Source organism: Archangium minus, assembly GCF_044360475.1.
GTDB lineage: Bacteria > Myxococcota > Myxococcia > Myxococcales > Myxococcaceae > Archangium > Archangium minus.
On record NZ_CP043494.1, the window covers coordinates 7,787,859 to 7,805,256 of the forward strand.

Annotated in this window: 5 protein-coding genes; all 5 read right to left on the minus strand. The window is 70.4% G+C overall.

From position 1 onward, the window contains the following. Nucleotides 1-10 precede the first annotated feature (10 nt). The 5 genes from F0U60_RS31665 to F0U60_RS31685 are packed head-to-tail and all read right to left on the minus strand — an operon-like array spanning nucleotide 11 to nucleotide 17,378. Nucleotides 11-1,759 (minus strand): hypothetical protein, encoded by a 1,749-nt coding sequence (locus F0U60_RS31665; RefSeq protein WP_395805392.1) that lies wholly within the window; start codon nucleotides 1,757-1,759, stop codon nucleotides 11-13. A gap of 2 nt (nucleotides 1,760-1,761) precedes the next feature. Next, nucleotides 1,762-6,240 carry a hypothetical protein gene (locus tag F0U60_RS31670; protein ID WP_395805394.1) on the minus strand — a complete coding sequence of 1,493 codons (4,479 nt, stop codon included), beginning with the start codon at nucleotides 6,238-6,240 and terminating at the stop codon, nucleotides 1,762-1,764. Then, the gene (locus tag F0U60_RS31675; protein WP_395805396.1) at nucleotides 6,237-11,408 is read right to left on the minus strand and encodes a DUF3892 domain-containing protein; all 5,172 of its coding nucleotides are present in this window, start codon (nucleotides 11,406-11,408) and stop codon (nucleotides 6,237-6,239) included. The genes F0U60_RS31670 and F0U60_RS31675 overlap by 4 nt, the downstream gene beginning before the upstream one ends. Continuing rightward, a complete protein-coding gene (locus F0U60_RS31680) occupies nucleotides 11,401-14,847 on the minus strand; it encodes a DUF6603 domain-containing protein (protein WP_395805398.1) in 3,447 nt (1,148 codons plus the stop codon). Before F0U60_RS31680 ends, F0U60_RS31675 begins: the two co-directional genes overlap by 8 nt. After that, nucleotides 14,844-17,378: a purple acid phosphatase family protein gene (locus F0U60_RS31685; RefSeq protein ID WP_395805400.1), complete on the minus strand. Its 2,535-nt coding sequence runs from the start codon at nucleotides 17,376-17,378 to the stop codon at nucleotides 14,844-14,846. The genes F0U60_RS31680 and F0U60_RS31685 overlap by 4 nt, the downstream gene beginning before the upstream one ends. Nucleotides 17,379-17,398 lie beyond the last annotated feature (20 nt).

Here is a 17,398-nt window from a genome sequence, read left to right on the forward strand (position 1 = left end):
GCGCCGGACGTCAGGGCTGGGGTCCGACGACGTCATAGCGAAGCCCCGCCGTGCCCTCGCCCCGCCCTGCCCCCTTGGTCCTCCCCAACCAGAGGTGGATGCTCCCATCCACCCACCGGGCCAGCTGCCAACGCCGGGTGACCCGGGCACCTGCGCGACCCACCTCCTCCTCGGGGATTCGCAAAGGACTCTCCGGATCAAGGAGCCGGCCGGCTGGCGCCACATCCACCGGCTCGCCGCTCGGTCCCTCTCGCTGCGCGGGTGCCCGGTGCAGCCAGACTGAACCCGAGGCATCGGCCACCGGCAGCAGCGGGAACCAATGCTCGGGCGCGAAGGTCTGCAGCGTGTAGACGAGCGGCCCGGCCGATGCCGGAGCGGGAAGCGCACCCCGGCTCCGCTGCGCCTGCTCGTGACGGTTCACCGGGTGACCGGCCCGCCCCGGGACGGTGCGTTCGATCGCCCACCCCAGGTTGGCGGCCTCGTCGCGCAGCAACAGCACCTCCTCGATTACCGGTCCCTCGAGGGCCTCGGCGACCGTGGGCAACAACACGAGCAACTCGGCGGTGTCCCAACTGCCCTCCACGGTAGGCCGGAAGAGTGCCCACCCGTCCTCGTCGGCCACGGGCGGAATGAGCGTGCGCTCGCCGAAGGTGTCCGTCACCACCAACGACGTCACCGCGGTCACCGAACCCACGGGCAGATCGACCGGAATGAGGAAATGGTCGTTGGCATACACCGAGGCGTATTCGACGAGCAGCAGACGCGCCAGGTCCGTCCGCTCCGCGCCCGTGCTGCCCCAAGAGACCCGGGCGTCCTCCATCTCCCACCAGCGCAGCGCGGGCATGCCCGGGTAGGCCGCGGGTGTCGGCAGCACGGTCCGTACCACCTGGACCGAGTCCGCCGGCGTGGCCAGCGTGACCCCAGGACGCACCTGAAGATCCGACCAATCCAGCCGGCCTCCATCGTACTCGTCCGCCGCGAGCACCACCTCGCCACGCCCGCTCGGGTGGGCGGCCACCTCAAAGCGGTACTCCAGCCGCTCGCGATCCCAGCTGTTTCCCCCACTCGGGGAAACCCGCAGCGCTGCCTGGGCCCTCGGCAACCAGCGTTGCACGGCGGCGGCGAACGCCGGCTGCCGGGCGGCCGGCACGCCGGGCACCGCGGGCAGGGGCGTGTTGTTCGTGGCGAAATCCGCGAGCGCATTACCGTCCGGCACCCGCCCCGCGACGATCCGCAGATAGGCGGCGGTCGGTGCATCCCCGAGCGAGCCGGGATCGTTCGGCAAGGGGAAAGCGGAGATCACCGCGGCGGACAGGTCCGTGGCATTCTCCTCGGCGAGCGCACGCAGGAAGTCCTGCCCGGTCTCCGCCGCGGTCCGCAGGTCTCGCGCTGTCCCCTTCAGCTCGGCCTCGACGAGGGTCTCCAGCGGCTGGTCGGGAACCACGCGCCGCTCCGCCGGACGATCATACGACTGCGCGGTCTCCGGGTGGCCCAACGCGGTGAGCCGGCGGGTCGGTCGAATCTTGTTCCGGGTGTTGCCAATCCGCATCCGACTGAGCGGGGCCGTCTCCGCGCGCATGCGGGCCACCACGGGAGTTCCCGCATCCTCCCCCTGGAACTCCCCCAGCTGCCACTGACGGGCCAGCAGCCACAGCGGGTCGGCGATGCGCGCCTCCAACGCCCCGCTCATGTCGGACGAGCGGGTACGCGGCTCCAACCGGGTCCAGGTCGTGATGGAAGGGTTCTGGGATCCGGACATGGTCATGGCCTCTCCGCGTCGAGGGCGCGTGCGGTCGTGGGCGCGGCATCGGGCACCAGGTCGGTGGAGGCCGCGTGCCGCGCGACGTTGTAGGGGAAGTAGATGGCTGGCAGGAACTGACCCGCGTCCCCCAGCGTGTCGAGGTCGACCGCGCGGATGCGGGCGAGGTCGAGCGTCTCATTCAAGGTCTGCTCCAGGGTCTCCGCGGTCCACGCGGCGTCCGGCCGGGACGGGACAGCGACCAGGATGGACTGCGGAGCAACCGCGCCCGGCGCGTCGTACTCGAACGCGACGCCCGTCGTCTCCGACAGCGATGGCACCACCTCGGTCCACTCATCCACCGCGAGGCCCGCCACGGCTCTGCTCCAATCAATCTTCTGGGGCATGCAGACCACCCAGCCCGTCCGAGAGGTGGCCGGAGCAGAGGCCGGCCGGGGCAGTCCCCACCAGCGATCACCGGCCACCGCCGGGTACTGGGCAACCTGCAACGGTTCCCCCGGGGAGGTGGCAAGCCCGGTGCGCAGCGCCTGGGCAAAGGTGAGCGTCTGCTGGAGCCGCTCCACGGCCGGGCGGACTCGGGCGTACTGCGCCATCCACCGGCCCACCGCCCCCGGATCTCCGCCCTGCAGCGCGGGGCTGGCCGCGAGCGCCGATTCCCACCCGGCTGCATCGACTGGCATGAGGGCGGGAAGGAACGGCAGGTCGGTGCCAGCAACCGCGCGCAGCCGCGCCAGGTCGTGCTCACGAAGCTCGTCGGGACTGGCCTTGGTCCGGTTGAAGCCGGCGACGAGCGCCTCCGCGGTGGCCAGCCTCTGGGTGAGCTCTCCAATCGCTCTCTCCACCGCCTCGGTCCTCCGGGCCACGGTAGCCGGGTCGGTGGAGGCGCCGGCCGGCGGCGGAATCACCCCCATCACACCGAGGTTGCTGGCGCGCAACAGGGCGCGGTCGACGTCCGCCGGGTTGGAGCCTCGCAGCTCCGTCACCGTGTTGCGGGCGATGATCGCAGCGCCGTCGGCGGCGTTGACCAGCTCCTGATCGACTCCGACATACCCGACCGTCGAACCGGGGGCGCTCAGGTCGGTGGGGGTCAACGCGCGAGTCCCCGTGAGGAGCGCCCGCACCGCGTCGAGGGCGCCGAGGAACTCGGCCACCGAGAGCCGTTCGAAGGACCAGCCCGCATCGCGGCCGAAGTCGAGGGCGAGTCTCCAACCGGCGCGACGAGCCGCCTCGTCTGCGGGCAGTCGAGCCCGGAACGCGCGATCCAGGAGCTGGTCGAGCTCGGCCCCGTTGGGCACGGGCTCACGGGGTGCCATCATCACGTAGTCGATGGCGGGCAACGAGAGGAAATCCAGTGAAATGGAGACCGGCTCGAGGCCTCCATCCGGGAGGTGCCAGTGGGCCCGGCAGAAGACCCGGCTCGGCTCCGGCAGCAGCGCGGAGGCGAGCACGTCGGCCACGGTCGACAGCAACATCCGCGGTGAGCGATCGGACTCGGCCGGCCATTGGGCGCGCGAGGCACGCGTCACGTTGGCGAGCACGACGACGCGGTGGGTGACAGCGGAGCCGGTCCGGCCGCCCCGGGCGAACTCCAGCTCCGGTGGCACGGCGGTTCCTCGAGACGCGGCCTCCAGGCTCGCTCCCGCCCGGGCGGGGTTTCCATTGACGAGGTGGTGGACGCTCTCCGCGAGCAATGCGTCGCTCACCGCGTCAACCGCATCGGCCAGCTCGGTGAGCACCTCCCGCAGCGGCCCATAGGCCGGGTGTGTCGTCTCCGGCAGGCCATCCCTGCCCCACGCCAGGCCCGCCTTCGCCTTGTCGTGCAGGACCAACCCATCGGTGGTTGCCGTGGTGGTCTCGGTGCCACGCGGGGCCGCATGGGCCGTCACCAGGGTGGCCCGGAGCGGCGCGAGTGCCCGGAACGCCGGCAGGTACGCGCCCAGGGTGCCATAAGGGTGCTCATGAAGAGCCCGCTCGAACCTGTACCCGAGCAGAGCGCCCAGTTGCTGTCCCTGGCGCACTCCATCGAGCAGGAACTCGGCGATCTTCACCCGTCGCGAGGACAGGTCCACCGCGAGGGGATTGTCACTCACGGGCCCGCCATACGAGCGCCAACCGCTGCGCAGCACCGCTGCGGTGAGGGCCTGCGGAACCGACGGAGCATGCACGAAGCCCGCCCCCGTGGACGACAGGCGCAGCTTCCCGGGCTCCAGCTCCGGCCACGGGCTGTCGATGGTGGCCGGCGTCGGCCCCCTTTCGAGATTCAGCAGCCAACCGAAGCCACCGACCCAGGCCCCCGCCGGCCTGGCCGACCGCATCGTCCACAACCGCCGGGTAGCGTAGCTGGTGAACCACGCATCGAGCCGATGCGCGGTCAAACCGAGCGCCCCGGAGACATACCGCTCCAGTTCCGCGACGGGCAGCGCGGCGAACCGGGAGATGGCCTCTCGCAGTGCCCTCAGGCCCTCGGCGCGTGCATCCGTGACACCCGCGGTACTGTCCAGGTAGGCGCCGATCGTCTGGCCGTTGCCTCCGGGCAGCGGCGTGTCCAGCCGTCGCCACAGGGTGGACGTGAGCGTGTCGGGGGCAATGTCGATCAACTCCGGCTCGACCGGTTCGGGCGCCCCCAACCGCTCCGCCGCGCGCGAGTACTCCGCCAGCAAGGCCGTGCGGAGCAACCGATAAAGGACCGGCACCCCCCCGGTGACTCCGGCCGGAGAAGGATCGGGCTGTTCCGGGAGCCCTCGCAGGCTCGTCGCGGTCGCGGTGGCCAGCGCACTCAGGTAGCTGGCCGGGCTGGTGCCGGGCGCGGCCACCAGCGGCGTTCCGAGCCGGAAGGCATCGGCGGCGAAGACCGTCCCTGCCGCGACGGGAACCCTCTCCCCTGCCCCGAGCAGTCCCAGCGACTGCAGGAAGCTCCGGGAGCGGGCGGAGAGCTGCACCTGCCAGGTGTCGCCCAGCCGCAACCGAGCGAAACGCCAGAGCCAGGCGACGTACTCGTTACCCAGCACGCTGCGGGCCCGGAACTCCCGGATGTGCGCGTCGCTGCCGAAGATGTCGAGCAGTGCCTCCGCCGGCGCCTGGCCTCCGGTAGGGGGAATCGTCGACACGTCGTCCACGGACGGCCCCCATACCTGGTCGCGCAATCGGCGCAGCAATGCCACGCCCCCGGTGTCGTCCGACTCACCGGACACGGGTCCCCATCCGTTCATGGCCAGAACCGGCAACAGCCCGTAGGGCTGGGCGCCGATCCGCAGCGTCGGCAGGGGCCCATCGGCGCGAACGAGGCGCACGAACTGCTCGCGCATCCGGTCGGCCACCGCCGTACCGAACCGGCCGGACATCATGTGCCGCAGGAAGTAGCCCCACGTGGTCGGCCAGAGCGCGGAGTGCACCCGCTCGATATCCGCCTCCGGGTCTCGAGCCGCCCCCGGCTGGCGGGGCAGCGCGGTGGGCGCCCCCTCGGGTACCGGACGGCCCCGCACCTCGCCCACGGGTCCGGACTGGCCAGCGGTCATGGAGGCGGGCAGCCCGAGAGCGCGCAAAGCCTGGTTGACCACCGCCGTGGCAGCACCCGGCGCCTGCTCACCGTGCGCCACCTGGAGGGCCTGGATGTTCTCCGGAGCGCGTGGATCATGGGCGGAGCGGACGGCGCCTCTGGCCGACGTCGTGTTGTTGGTGGGAGCACCGGGCGGCAGCAGGCCCAGCCCATCCGTGGCACCGTGCGCTTCCATCAACCGATTCAACACATCCGCCGTCTCCTGGGGCGTCAGGGTGTCGTCGACGCCGAAGACGAGCAGCCGGTCGATCCGATCCCTCAGCTCGGCTGGCAGCTCCAACGTGTGCGCCATGCCGGCGGCAACCGCCTCGTTGTAGTCGACGAGCCAGCGCATCGCTGGACCGACCGGGGCGTCCTCGTCGGGAAGGGTCGCGGGATCAAAGTCTGGAGCGGGCCCCACCGCCAGTGGGCGGCGAATCGGCTGGCCAAACACCTCATGGACTCGAACCGTGCCCGCCCCGGTGTTCCGGATCGCGACCACGTGCCAGCGCGTCGGCAGTCCCCGCGCGTATGGTGGGCGGGTCCATACCGAAGGGGTGCGGAGTGGCTCCGGGAAGTCCGGAGCCACCGGCAGCGGAGCGCTCTCGGGGATCTCCTCCGTCGGCTTCCCGGCGGGGTTCGGCTCGGTCACACGCGCCACCCAGGTGGCCCGGGCAGTCCCCAGCATGGTGGTCAACTGTTCCCAGGCGGCCCGCCAACGGCCGGTGTTGCCAGCGGCCCGCCACGTCGCCTCCCAGTATCGCTTTCCCGCCTCGACCTCGGCGTCCGTGAGCCGGGGCTCGTGAGAGTCGATGTGGACGGTGTCCGGGAAGACGCGGATGCGCAGGCCGGTCGCGGTGAAACGGGTCTCCAACCGGACCGGCAAGGCCACCACGGGCCAGTCGGCGGCCAGGGTCCAACTGGTGTTATCGATGGACGTGCTCACGGCAGAATCTCCGGTAGGGAGAGCAGGTTGTTGGTGGGTTCGTCATCGGGGCCGGTCCGCAGGTGTCGCGTCCCGTTGGCTCGATGCACCACGTGGATCCGGGCCGCGTCGCCGCCAGTGGACCGCACGTAGAAGTACTCGCCACGCTCGACGGCTGCGATGGCCTCGGCTACGGGCAGCCGCCAAGGCGCGCCGTCCGGGCGCACTCCGGCCAGCTCGCGAATCCGCTCGTACGGGTCCGCGGCATCGAGCGTGCGGATGTGGGTCACCTGCCAGCCGTCGTCGAGATCGCCAATCATGTCGCTGGCGTGCAGGGCGACCATGACCGGCCGCTGGGTGACGACGAGCGCCTGGTGCGCGGAGTTGTAGCCGTATCGGACGCCTTCGAGCGTGTGGCCGGCCACCGGCGCGCCGCCGATGACGGCGTGGACGGCCCGTCCGGCTGGCACCTCCGTGGGAACGACGTGGCCCCAGTGAACGTCGTTCCAGCTCGCCGGAAGCTCGGCGGATCCAGACGAATGGGCGGGTGGGTCATCCAAGCCGAAGCGGACCGCCGCGAGATTCTCGCGCAGGATGAAGAACCAGCCTGGATCCGTGGTGCTCCCGCGAGCCTGCCGGGCGCTCAGCGGAAAACCGAAGAGGAGCAGATCCGGCGCATGCCACCCACTGAAAATGGGTTGGACTTCGGTGCTGGTGAGGATGCGGCGGCCCGGCTGCGCGGGGTCCCACGCGGCCCGGCATGCCGACAAGCGGGTGGACGGGTAGCGCCGCAGCAGCTCTCCGCGAATCACCAACAGCAGGTTGCCCTCGCCCGCTCCACCCACCCCGGTGGCGTGGCTGCCCAACGGGCCGCCATCCCAGCTGGCGATGGGAGGAATGTCGGTGAGCGGCGCGCCCGCCGAGACCGCCCCGCGTACATCCCAGAACTGGCGGAAATAGGTGTGGCGTGGATCCGCGGGGAACTCCCGCCACAGCATCTCCCGGCTCATCTCGGTATTCATCCCGACGAGGAACGCCTCGATGAAGGCGGGGTTGGCCCGCAGCAGGGTGATGGAGTCCGGCGGTATCTTCTCCACCCCGGGCAGCAGCGCGTCCTTGGAAATCCTGCGCAACAGCTCGTAGGTGGGCTGAGGGAAGGAGACACCGGCCAGCAGGGGGCGCAGCACGTCCGCGCCGGGCTCCCCGGTCGCCGGGGTGTTGTGGGCCACCGGAACCCGGGCGAGGGTGCTCTCCACCACGGTACGTTCCGGATCCAACGAGCCTCGCAGCGTGCTGGCCACGGCGGGCACGTCGATCCCGGTCGGCGGGGTCTCGGCCGCCTTGGCCTGGGCGGGCGCGAGATAGGTCTGGTGTCGGGTGGCGGCCGTGAGGAACCGCTCGCGCATCCGGGCGCGCTCGGCCACGAGCCTTGGGTCCAGATCCGTGAGGGTGACGGCCAGCGGCCCGCCCGTCGGGAACGACGGCGCCACCTCGATATCAGCGCTCCACGACCAGGCCGTGCCGTCCGGCCCGACGTCGTAGCCGATCCGATAGAAGGAGCGCAGCGGAGAACCCGCGCTGAAGAAGACGAGCAGGTCCGGCCGGCGAGTACCGGTGAAGTCGGCCACCGCCAGCCCCATCCCGACGCTGTACCCACTCAGCGGAGCGCCCCCCACGGTGATCAGCGGCGTCCATCCCCCGACGACATGCCCGCGCCGGTTGAGCTTCCTCCCAATGAGGTACGCCATCGAGCTCTTCCCGGTAACGGCATCCCGCCGAAGCAGGGAGATGACCAGGTCGGGCATGTCGTCATCGTCCATGTCGGCGATCGCAACGCCGACGCCACTCACCTGGCCCGGCTGGATGGGCACCTCGATGGAGTGGCTCCACCCCCCTGCCACGCTGCCGTCGCTCTGGAGCCCCCAGCCAATCCTGTAATACAGCCGGGTGTTCTCGCCGCTCCCCGCGACATAGGCGAGGATGAGCTCGAGCTTTCCGTCTCCGTCGAGATCGGCCAACGCCAGGTCCGCCTCGCCCAGCCCGAGCGGCAGCGGGTCTGGCAGCTTCTTCACTTCGCTCCAACCACCAGTCGGGCTGCCGTCGATGCCCAGCTCCCAGCCAATCTGGTATCCGGCGTACCCGCGCTGCTCGCCGAACCAATGCATCTGGCTCACGGTGAGCACCACCAGGTCCGGGCGTCCGCTGCCGTTGAGATCGGCGGCGGCGACGCCAATGCCCACGCTCGCCTCATAAGTGGCCGGGGCCGTACGAGGTGTGGGGTCCCAGCCGCCCGTCGGCTGGCCATCCAACCCGAGCTCGCGGGCAACCCGGTACTCCACCTGGACCTGGTACGGCGCCGGGTTGGCCAACCGGGCTACCAGCAGCGAGGAGAGAGCCCCCAGCTGCGGGGCCCAGCGCACATCCGCCACCGGCAGATCGTTGAGTCCTCCGGAACCACCACTGTCGGCCGGAAAGCCGTAATCCTCCCAGGTAGAGGCCAGGCCCACCCGTCGCAGCGCGGCGAGCCTCCCGGTCTGGGTCCGCACGTGCACGCGCTGGCCATCCGGGGTGTTGGTGTAACCCCCGGGCCGGGCCGCGGCGGCGAGCCCCCCTGGAGGGGGTCCAAACTTCGTCCAACTCGAGCCCGTCAGCTCGGCGAGGCCACCGTCCGAAGTGACCACGACGGCGTGCCCATCGAACCCTCCACCCGGGGCCGACACCGCCGCCGGGGACAGAGCGGCAGTCGGGTACCAACCCGACCCCATGATGGCATTGTTGTAGAACAACACCTGGCCGCCGGTGGTGGTCGCCCAGAAGCCCTGCTCACCCATCCAGGGGCCGGGCCGAAGCGACTGGGTCGCCTGTAGGTCGGACCAGCTCATCCACTCCCCGCCGAAGTAGCCGCGGACCTTGGTGAACAACCGGCCCGTGGCCGTGGTGACCTGGGCGCCCGTCCCACCGAACGCGGGAGTGCCGGCCGCGCCGTGGCTCACATGAGGTCTGCCCAAGTCCAGCCAGGAATAAGGCACGCTGCCCATCTGGAGCACGAAAAGCCGGCCATCGGAGCTGACCACCAGCAGCTCGTTATAGTTGATGAGGATGCCGCCACTGGCGAACGTGACACCGGGCGGATTCGGGATCGCCTCCCAGCCCCACTGGTGGCCGGTGTCGATGTGTCGGCGGAAGATGCGCCCGTCGGTGCTGGTGACGAAGACACTCAGGTCGCCGCGGATCGCGAGCAACTCGTAGCCCACCTTCGCACCGCCCGGAGGCTGACCGTGATCTCGCCAGATTCCGTGACCGTCGACGTACAACCGCTCGAAGAGCCGGCCATCAGTGGTGCCCACGAAGAACCGGTTCCCTCCGATGGAGCCCCCTGGCGGAGTCGAGATGACGCCAGGAGACACCATCGCCACCAGCTCGGCCCCCTTCTCCGCGGCCACCTCGCCCGAGGTCTTCCGGACCTTCAGCGTCGAGGCGGAGACATCTCGAAGCACCTGGGCGGTGATGTCCCGCAGCCGCACGGGGGCGGACGGGTCTGCGGACAGTTGCTCCAGGGCCGAGCCGCCCTCCGGCAGCGCGGCGGGCGGAACCACCGACAGCGACGTGGTAGCGAGATCGATGAGCGCACGTACCCCGATCGGTGCAGCCGCCGCCACACGCGAGCGCGAGGCCTCGGATGAGCCCAGGCGGCGGGCGAGTGGACCTCGAGGGCGGGTCACCCGGCGGAACGCGGGCGAGACAGCGGCCTGGACAGAGGGGCTCGCGGCCAACTGGTTGGCCACCGTCGTCCCTCCCGATCCGGCCACGCCACCGTGAACGGGCTGGGTGACCGAAAGAAGCACTCCCGCCTGAGGGCTCCCTTCCGGGACCGCCGCACGCTCGGAGGCCACGAGCGCTGTACTGGCTGCTCCGGACAACCTCTTGTTGTAGACGACGTCCGACGCCGCGCGAGCCAACTGTGCGGTGCGCAGCTGCGCGTTGGCCTCGACCAGGGCCGCGGCCTGCTCCCACGCGGCCGCGGCCAGATCCTCCTGGTGTTCGCGGATGACGCTCGCTCCCAGCGAGGCGGCGGCCCGATACCGGGGATCCAGATTGAGCTCGCGGAGCCAGTGCGGCTGCGCTCCCTCGGCGGGCACCTGCGCGGGTCGGCCGGCCGGGCCCGCGTGCACGGCGCCATGGACGGGGGGCGAGAGCCGGGTGCCAGAAGGATCCAACAGCGCGCGCAGGGTCGTCCGCCACGGACCTCGCAACGCCTCCGGCCACGGAGTGGGCAGTCCTCCCACGGCGCGGAGTGCTCCCTCGAACCCCAGCATCCCGGCTGACGGCAGACCGCTGCCCGCCGCGGTCACATCGACCATCCGCATCCCCACATCGTCGGGGAGCTCCCGCGGGCGCAGCTTGCGGACCAGCGTCTCGAAATCCCCTTCGGCCCCCGTCCGGAAGCGCCAGTGGTGATACACCGGCAGTGTCACCGGAGCGCTCTGGCCCGGGGTCCACGCATCCACGAGCGGACCGTCCTCGTGGCTCTCCAACGGGAGCCCAAGCCCAGCCCTCCGGCCCGCCTCAAAGGCAGGCACGATGGCGGCGAGGTACGCGGTGTCCGCGACCAGACGGCGAGGGCACAACAGCCGGGACAGGGTGCGATCAGGCGCCCCGGCGAGGACGCTATCAACGCTCTCCCCGGAGAGGACGAAGCACTGGGCATGCGCCCAGGCCCACGACTCGGACAGGTCCGGCAGCTCGGCGGCCGGGCAGGTCAGCCGCGCCAGACCCGGCCCGGACGCAGGTTCGAGCAGGTCCGGTCCCCACGGCACAACCACCAGGACGAGCCACGGCCGCAACCGGCCCCGTGCGTCGGGACCAGCCGGGGTGAACAGCCACGGCAGGTCCGGACGGTCGAACTCGATGGCGGCGAGTCCATTGGGCTCGCACCCGTCCGCATCGCTGCTCGGGTAGACCCGGATCACCTGGCTGACGTCGAGCGCGGTCACGTCGCCGGGACCGAAGACGCGCGCCGTGCGGCCTCCGGACACCGGAGTCCGGTCACCCGCACTCGGGGTCACCTCGAGAGAGAGAGGAACACCCGCCCGGGCCGGCAAGGCGTCTTCCACCGCGTTCGCAGCGGGCAGCCCGCTCACCAACCCCTCCCGCACCCAGGGAAGGAACCGCACGACGCCCTCATTCATGATTCATTGCCTCCCCCACATCGGGTCCTCGCACACCCAGCAGCACCGCGCCGTTGCGGAAGTAGGAGCTCCCGCGATCCCGGGTGCGCGCCCGTGCCGCGGGACCCGTCGCCGCCTGCGCGGCCAGGGTCGCCGGCGCGAGCCCGGACATCACCTGCCGGCGGGCCGCGAAGTCTGGTGAATCCACCACAATGGTTTCGTAGCCGGGCGCGGACCCCACCGAGAGCGAGAGCCCGTCCGGCCCCACCCTCTCCTTCGGGTGCTGGGGACCCGGAGCCCCGAACCGGCGCCCCGCCTCATAAGAGACGAAGGACGGCGCGGTGAGCTTCTCGTCGTCCGTCATCTGGCGGTAGGTCGCCGGAGCGAAGTGCTCCCGGAGCACGCCCACCCCGGAGGTGACGGGAATGTCCCCGACGCGCACCGCGCTCACGTTGAACGCCGCTGACCCTCCGAGCACTGGCGCGCGGCCGACCTGATCGATCCGGGTGCCCAGCGGAATCACACGCTGCTGGACCGCGACCGAGCCGAACGGATGAGCGAGCAACTCGCCGGGACGCGGCTCGATGGCGCGCAGCGCGACGAGCGGCACCTCGCGCTCGGGCGGAAGCACCGACCAGGAAGCCTTGTCCTCCAGCGCGGCCCGCAGCTCACGGCGCACGTCCACTGGGGGCGCGACTGGCACCTTCCGCTTCTCGCCGACGCGCACGTCGAAGCGGATCCGCACGTCCCACCAGAGGAACCCGAAGGACGCCTCACCGCGGGCCCGCCAGGGCTCCGGACCGGACAGGGTCAGCTCCAACCCCACGGTCAGGATGTTCCGCCCATGGAACCGGACGGCGAGCCGGGCGAGGATGTCCACGACGAACCCGAACGGGTCGAAGTAGATCAACGCATCGAAGCCGAGCAAGCCCTCCACGGAGAAGCCCAGCGCCTCGGCCCGCAGGTCCAGCTTCGCTCCGAACTGGACGGTGTTCGAGGTGAGCGCCAGATACGCCTGCAGCCGCAGCCTCGGGTTGTCCCCCTCGGTGAGCGCGAGGGCGATGCGCCGCAGCGACGGAAATCCCGCGGGCGGAGTGAACCGCGGATGGAAGCCACCAGCGGAGAGCGCAAACTGCGGCTTCGAGCCGTAGCCGATCCGCAACGCCAGATCTCCAGTGAGCGGCAGGCCGGCGATCCGCGAGTCGCGCAGCGAGGCATCGACGGAGATCTCCTTCAGCTCGTCGTCGATGATGCCCACCGCGTCGAGTTGCAACCGAACCAGCGGCGCCGCGATCGATGGCAGGCCGAGCACGATACGGCCCAGGACGATGAGCCGCAGCGGGGCCGGCAACTCCAGCAGCAGCGCGGCGTCGATGCGCAGCACCTGACTGGCCGAGGTGCCACCCCACCCCACCCGCACCATGAGCCCCAACACGTGCCGGTCGGCGGCGACCGGGAAGAGCTCGTTGAGCGTCGCCACGAGCGCCGGCGCCTGCCGGACCACGTCGCGGGGGAAGAGCACTGCGTCCAGTGCCGAGCTGCGCACCGCGTTTCGCAGGGCCTGCGTGTTGCTGGTGCGGTTCACCCCGACGAGCATTCCCATCCCGTCGAGGGTGAAGCCCATGCCGAGCTGAACCGGTGGCCACTCGCCCGTACCGAGCATCAGCATCGACCAGCCCTCGATGCCTCCGGGCAGGCGGGTGCCGATGATGCCGACGGCGGTGAGCCGGAAGTCGGAGATGCCGAGCTCGGCGGCACCTGCGTACTGAGTGCCATCGGCATTCCGCATCAAATACCCGGCGCCTGTGACCGGCCCAGTGGAGATCGACAGGGCCAGCCCCTCTGGGGCACGGAAGCGCGGTGTCACCTCCAGCGGTCCCGCGCTTCCTCCACCAGGGCGATGGGTGAGCTCCATGTCCACGCCAATTCGCTGCGCCATCGCCTTCACCACCCCGAGGTCGAGCAGGACATCGGCGGTGAGCTGCGAGGTGACGGTGGAGTTCCCGGAGCTGGCGGCGACGGCTAGCCGGATGCGGTCGACGCGCACCGGGCCGAGGTCGAAGTGGACGGGAAGGGTCGTGTCGAGGCTGGCCCCTCCGCTGAAGGTGAGCCCGGCGCGCCGGGACCAGGCGAGCCCCAGATCGAACGGTATCCGTACACCCTCGGGGGGGAGCACCCGGGAGAGGAAACCGTCGGCATCGCCACCCGCGGCGATGACCAGGGAGGCGGTGCTGGCCTTCATGCCCAGGCCGTAATCAATCTCGTCCTGAGAGCCATCGGCCGCGCCGCCCCGGAGGAAGCTCGCCATGGCGGACAGCGACAGCGAGCCCACCTCCAGCCGGGTCCCCTGAGGGGAGCCGAGTGTCCAGGCCGGCCGGGTCTCCGAGGGTGGCTCGGACCCCTCGTCACTGCCCACTTCGGGCAGCTTCGCCGCGTCGATTTCCAACCGGACGCTGCCACCGCCCTGCGGCGGGGAGAAGCCCTGGGGGCCAATGGCGAAGGCGAACGGAGCCCCATCCGAACCTCCGCTCAGCTTCACGCTCAGGGCCCAGCGGGGTGTCGCCGTGTGGTACGCCAGCGAGCCGAAGGGCATGACCACCAGACCGAGGTCCCCGCGTCCTGGTGGGGACAACGCGAGGGTCGCGCCCGCGTTGAGCGGTGCGTTCTCGCCCATGGGCACGGAGGTCCGCAGGGTGAGCAGGTGGCGGGCGAGCGCCGTGCCGACGACGCCCATGTCCGGGCCATTGCCCTCGCGAATGCCATAGTGGGCGGTGAGCCCGAGTTCCCCCAGGAACGCCTCGAGCCGCGGGAAGAGCAGGTCGGCGGTGGCGTCGGCACGTGCGGCATCGCCCCATCCATGGGGGGCGTAGACAGCCTCGAGGTGACCGAGTGGATCCGAGAGCAATCGGCCGAGCCGGTCGAAGTGGAGGGTGTCGCGGCGCATCGGCAGCCGCACCGGAGAGGGCGTGGGCAGCGCGTTGCTCACCGGGTTGTCCCGGGCCGGAGTGATCAGCCCGAGCAACGAGGCGGCGTGGTAGCCGATCGGCCAGCGGCCCTTGAGGTACGAGACCGTCAGGAGGGTGAGGAGATCCTCCCCGAGCAGCTCCGCGGTGCCAGCGGGAAGCTGGCCGAGCTGCGGAGTGAGGGCGGGCTGTAGATCGGTGATGGTCCGGACCAGCCCGGTCGAGGCGCGCAGCCGCCTGGCCACCTCGGCGATCGAGTCAGGCGTCCCGAGAGCGAGCTGTTGCTCCAGCTCCGTGCGCGCCGTGGAGAGCCGCTGACACCAGGTCTCGAGCTGGGCGTCGCTGTAGCCCGTGAGGGCTCCGGGATCCCATCCGAGGCTCTCCAGCAAGTGCTCGCGATGCCACGAACTGTCCGCGGCCATCGTCACCGGAGAGACGAACGCGAGGATCTCCTCGAGCAGCCGGGTCAGGATGTCACGGTCACGGGGAGCGCTCATGACGTCCTCCTCGTCTGGGCCGGTTCTTCCGGCGGGGGAAGCCCGGGCTGAAGCGCGCCGGACGTGGAATAGAGAGAGGGACCCAGGGCGAGATCCACCACGTAGCGGGTCAGCGGCGCCGCGTCCTGCATGCCCACCAACCGCCACCAGAGTGTCTGGGTCACCGTCTTCGCGTCGCCAGCCCCCCAGGAGAAGGTGACCTCGCCGAGGTTGTTGAAGCCGACGATCTCCTTCCCGCTGCCCCACGGACCAAGGTAGTCCTTGTGGTTCGCGGCGGCGGTGAGATAGCGGCCGAGCGCCTCCTGCCTATCGACGGATGGATCGAAGTCCAGAATGGGCCGGGGCGCGCCGGGTGAGGGCCGCTCGGGCAGCGTCGGGTCATCCTCTATGTGCTTGATGAGGGAGACCGTGTACTGCCAGTCGGGAATCGCCGTGAGGGTGCGGTCCGGCCCACGCTGGCCCATGGCGGGAATGCCTTGCACGATCCAGGGCCCATGCGCGGCGCCGCCCTCCGTGGGCACCTCTTTGTCGCCGATGATCCGCCGTCCACCCCCAGGGTTGGCCCAACCGACGGCATGCTCCATCTCGGGCAGCCGGTCCACCGCGGGGACATAGCCCATCCCGTGGAACTTCTCGGTTTTGGAGTCCTGGTTCTTCAGCGCGCTCGCGGTGAGTTGGACAATCACGCCCTCGGTGGCGCCACCCGCCCGGCGGAAGGGGGCCTTCGCCGAGTAGCGCACCCGGGCGGCGTACCCATAGTGGACGTCTCCGCCCAGGGTGACCACGTGGCGGCGCACCGGGGTGGGACCGAGCAGGTGTCCGAGGAACTTCTGGAAGGCGTACGGGTGGAACCCCCACGCCTCGTAGTCGACGAAATCCCGGCCCGCCTTCCCGAAGCGGCCGATGAGGGGTTGAACGGTGCGCTCGATGAGCGGCACGCCAATGACGGGGGCCGGGGAGAGGACGAGGGTGACCGCATCGGGTCCCGGGTCGGGCAGGCCGACGAGCATCTCGGCGAGCGACCCATCATCGAGGAGAAGACCGGGTGGATCGTCCGGGCCCCCATCGAAGACACGCCTCGTCCGGGTATCGAGCACGATGAGCTGATAGCCCGGCCACGTCACCTCGTAGTGGTAGGCAAGCGCTCCGGGAGCGTGCAACGGGGCATTCGAGGACATCGTGGTGGGCAGCCCCAGCAGGCGCGCGATCTCCGTGCTGTGGGTGTCCTCGGTGCCGCTCCAAGCCGAGGCGTGCTCCAGCAGCTCCCGGCCGATCCGGCCAGCCTCCCCGGTGGCCGCGAACCGCTCGGGCGTGTTCCCCCAGCTCTGGAAGAGGGCATAGGCGAGGAGCCCGTTCTGGACGACCCGCCGGCCCATCGCGCTCCCTCCGGGCGCCGGACGCTGCGGGTCGTGGGGCAGCACCGCGTCCCGGCACCAGCCGCTGCTCAGGTACCAGTCATCGGTCACCTCATGGTCATCGAACATCATGAGGGTTGGCACGTGGGCCATCGCCCTGCGCACGGCGCGCATCCGACTCTGAAAGTCGATGAGGGCCTTCCTCTCGGCGAGGAAGAGCGTGAGCTTCTCGATGGCCGAGGGCGGAGGCCACTTCGACCAGATCACCTCACCCCTGCGGATCTTGTCGTAGTACGGCCCGAGGAAGTTCCACTCGCGCGGATATATCTGCGAGAACTCCGCCAGGTCGTTCCTCCAGAACACGTTGGACCAGACGACCAGGTACATGACGGCGAACTCGGCGAAGGTGAGCAGGTGGCTCTTGGCCACCGACGAAGTAAAGGAGCCCTCCTCCTTGAGGACCTCCTGCCGATGACCGATAGCGAGCCTCTGTTTGTCGATGGGCCTGCCCTTGCGGTCCGGCAACGTCTCGACCGGCAGCTCCAGCACCCGGATGACATCCTGGATGAGTGCGAGCAGGGAATCGGCGACGTCATCGGCGTAGATCTGATCCCCGGTCAGCACGAGCTGATGTGGCCGAGGGGGACCTCCCCGCAGCGCCGCCTCGATGAGAGCATCGACGGTGGGCAGCATGTCGACGCCACCACCGTGAGGCTTACGGCAGGAGCCGTGCAGCACCCGCAGCTCGGAGGGGTTGGTCGGAGGGGTGACAAAGGTGGGCAGCCATGAGGCGCCCGTGCCGGGATAGAGCAGCATCGCCCGGGCGTCGATTTCGCTGAGGGAGAGGATGCCAGGGTCGAACAGGCCAGCCCCGGCGCTATATCCGGCGCTGTCGAAGGCAACCGCGTATCGGTACGTAGTGCCAGGAACGAGCGGGGTGCCGCTCGTGGTGACAGCGACCACATGCAAGTACTTGCCAAGTTGGACAGTCTGCCGGCTCCCCTCCTGCACCATCCCGGTGCCCTGTCCGGCGTTCTCTCCGGTGTACACCCGGAGCGTGACGGTAGCCGGGGCCTTGAGGGCAAACCATACGGTGACCGAGCCGGGGTCGACACGCCGCAGCAAGGGCCCACACAACACGAGCGGACTGGTGTTGATGAAATCGACGTTGCTCACCGTGAGCCCCCAGGAAACGG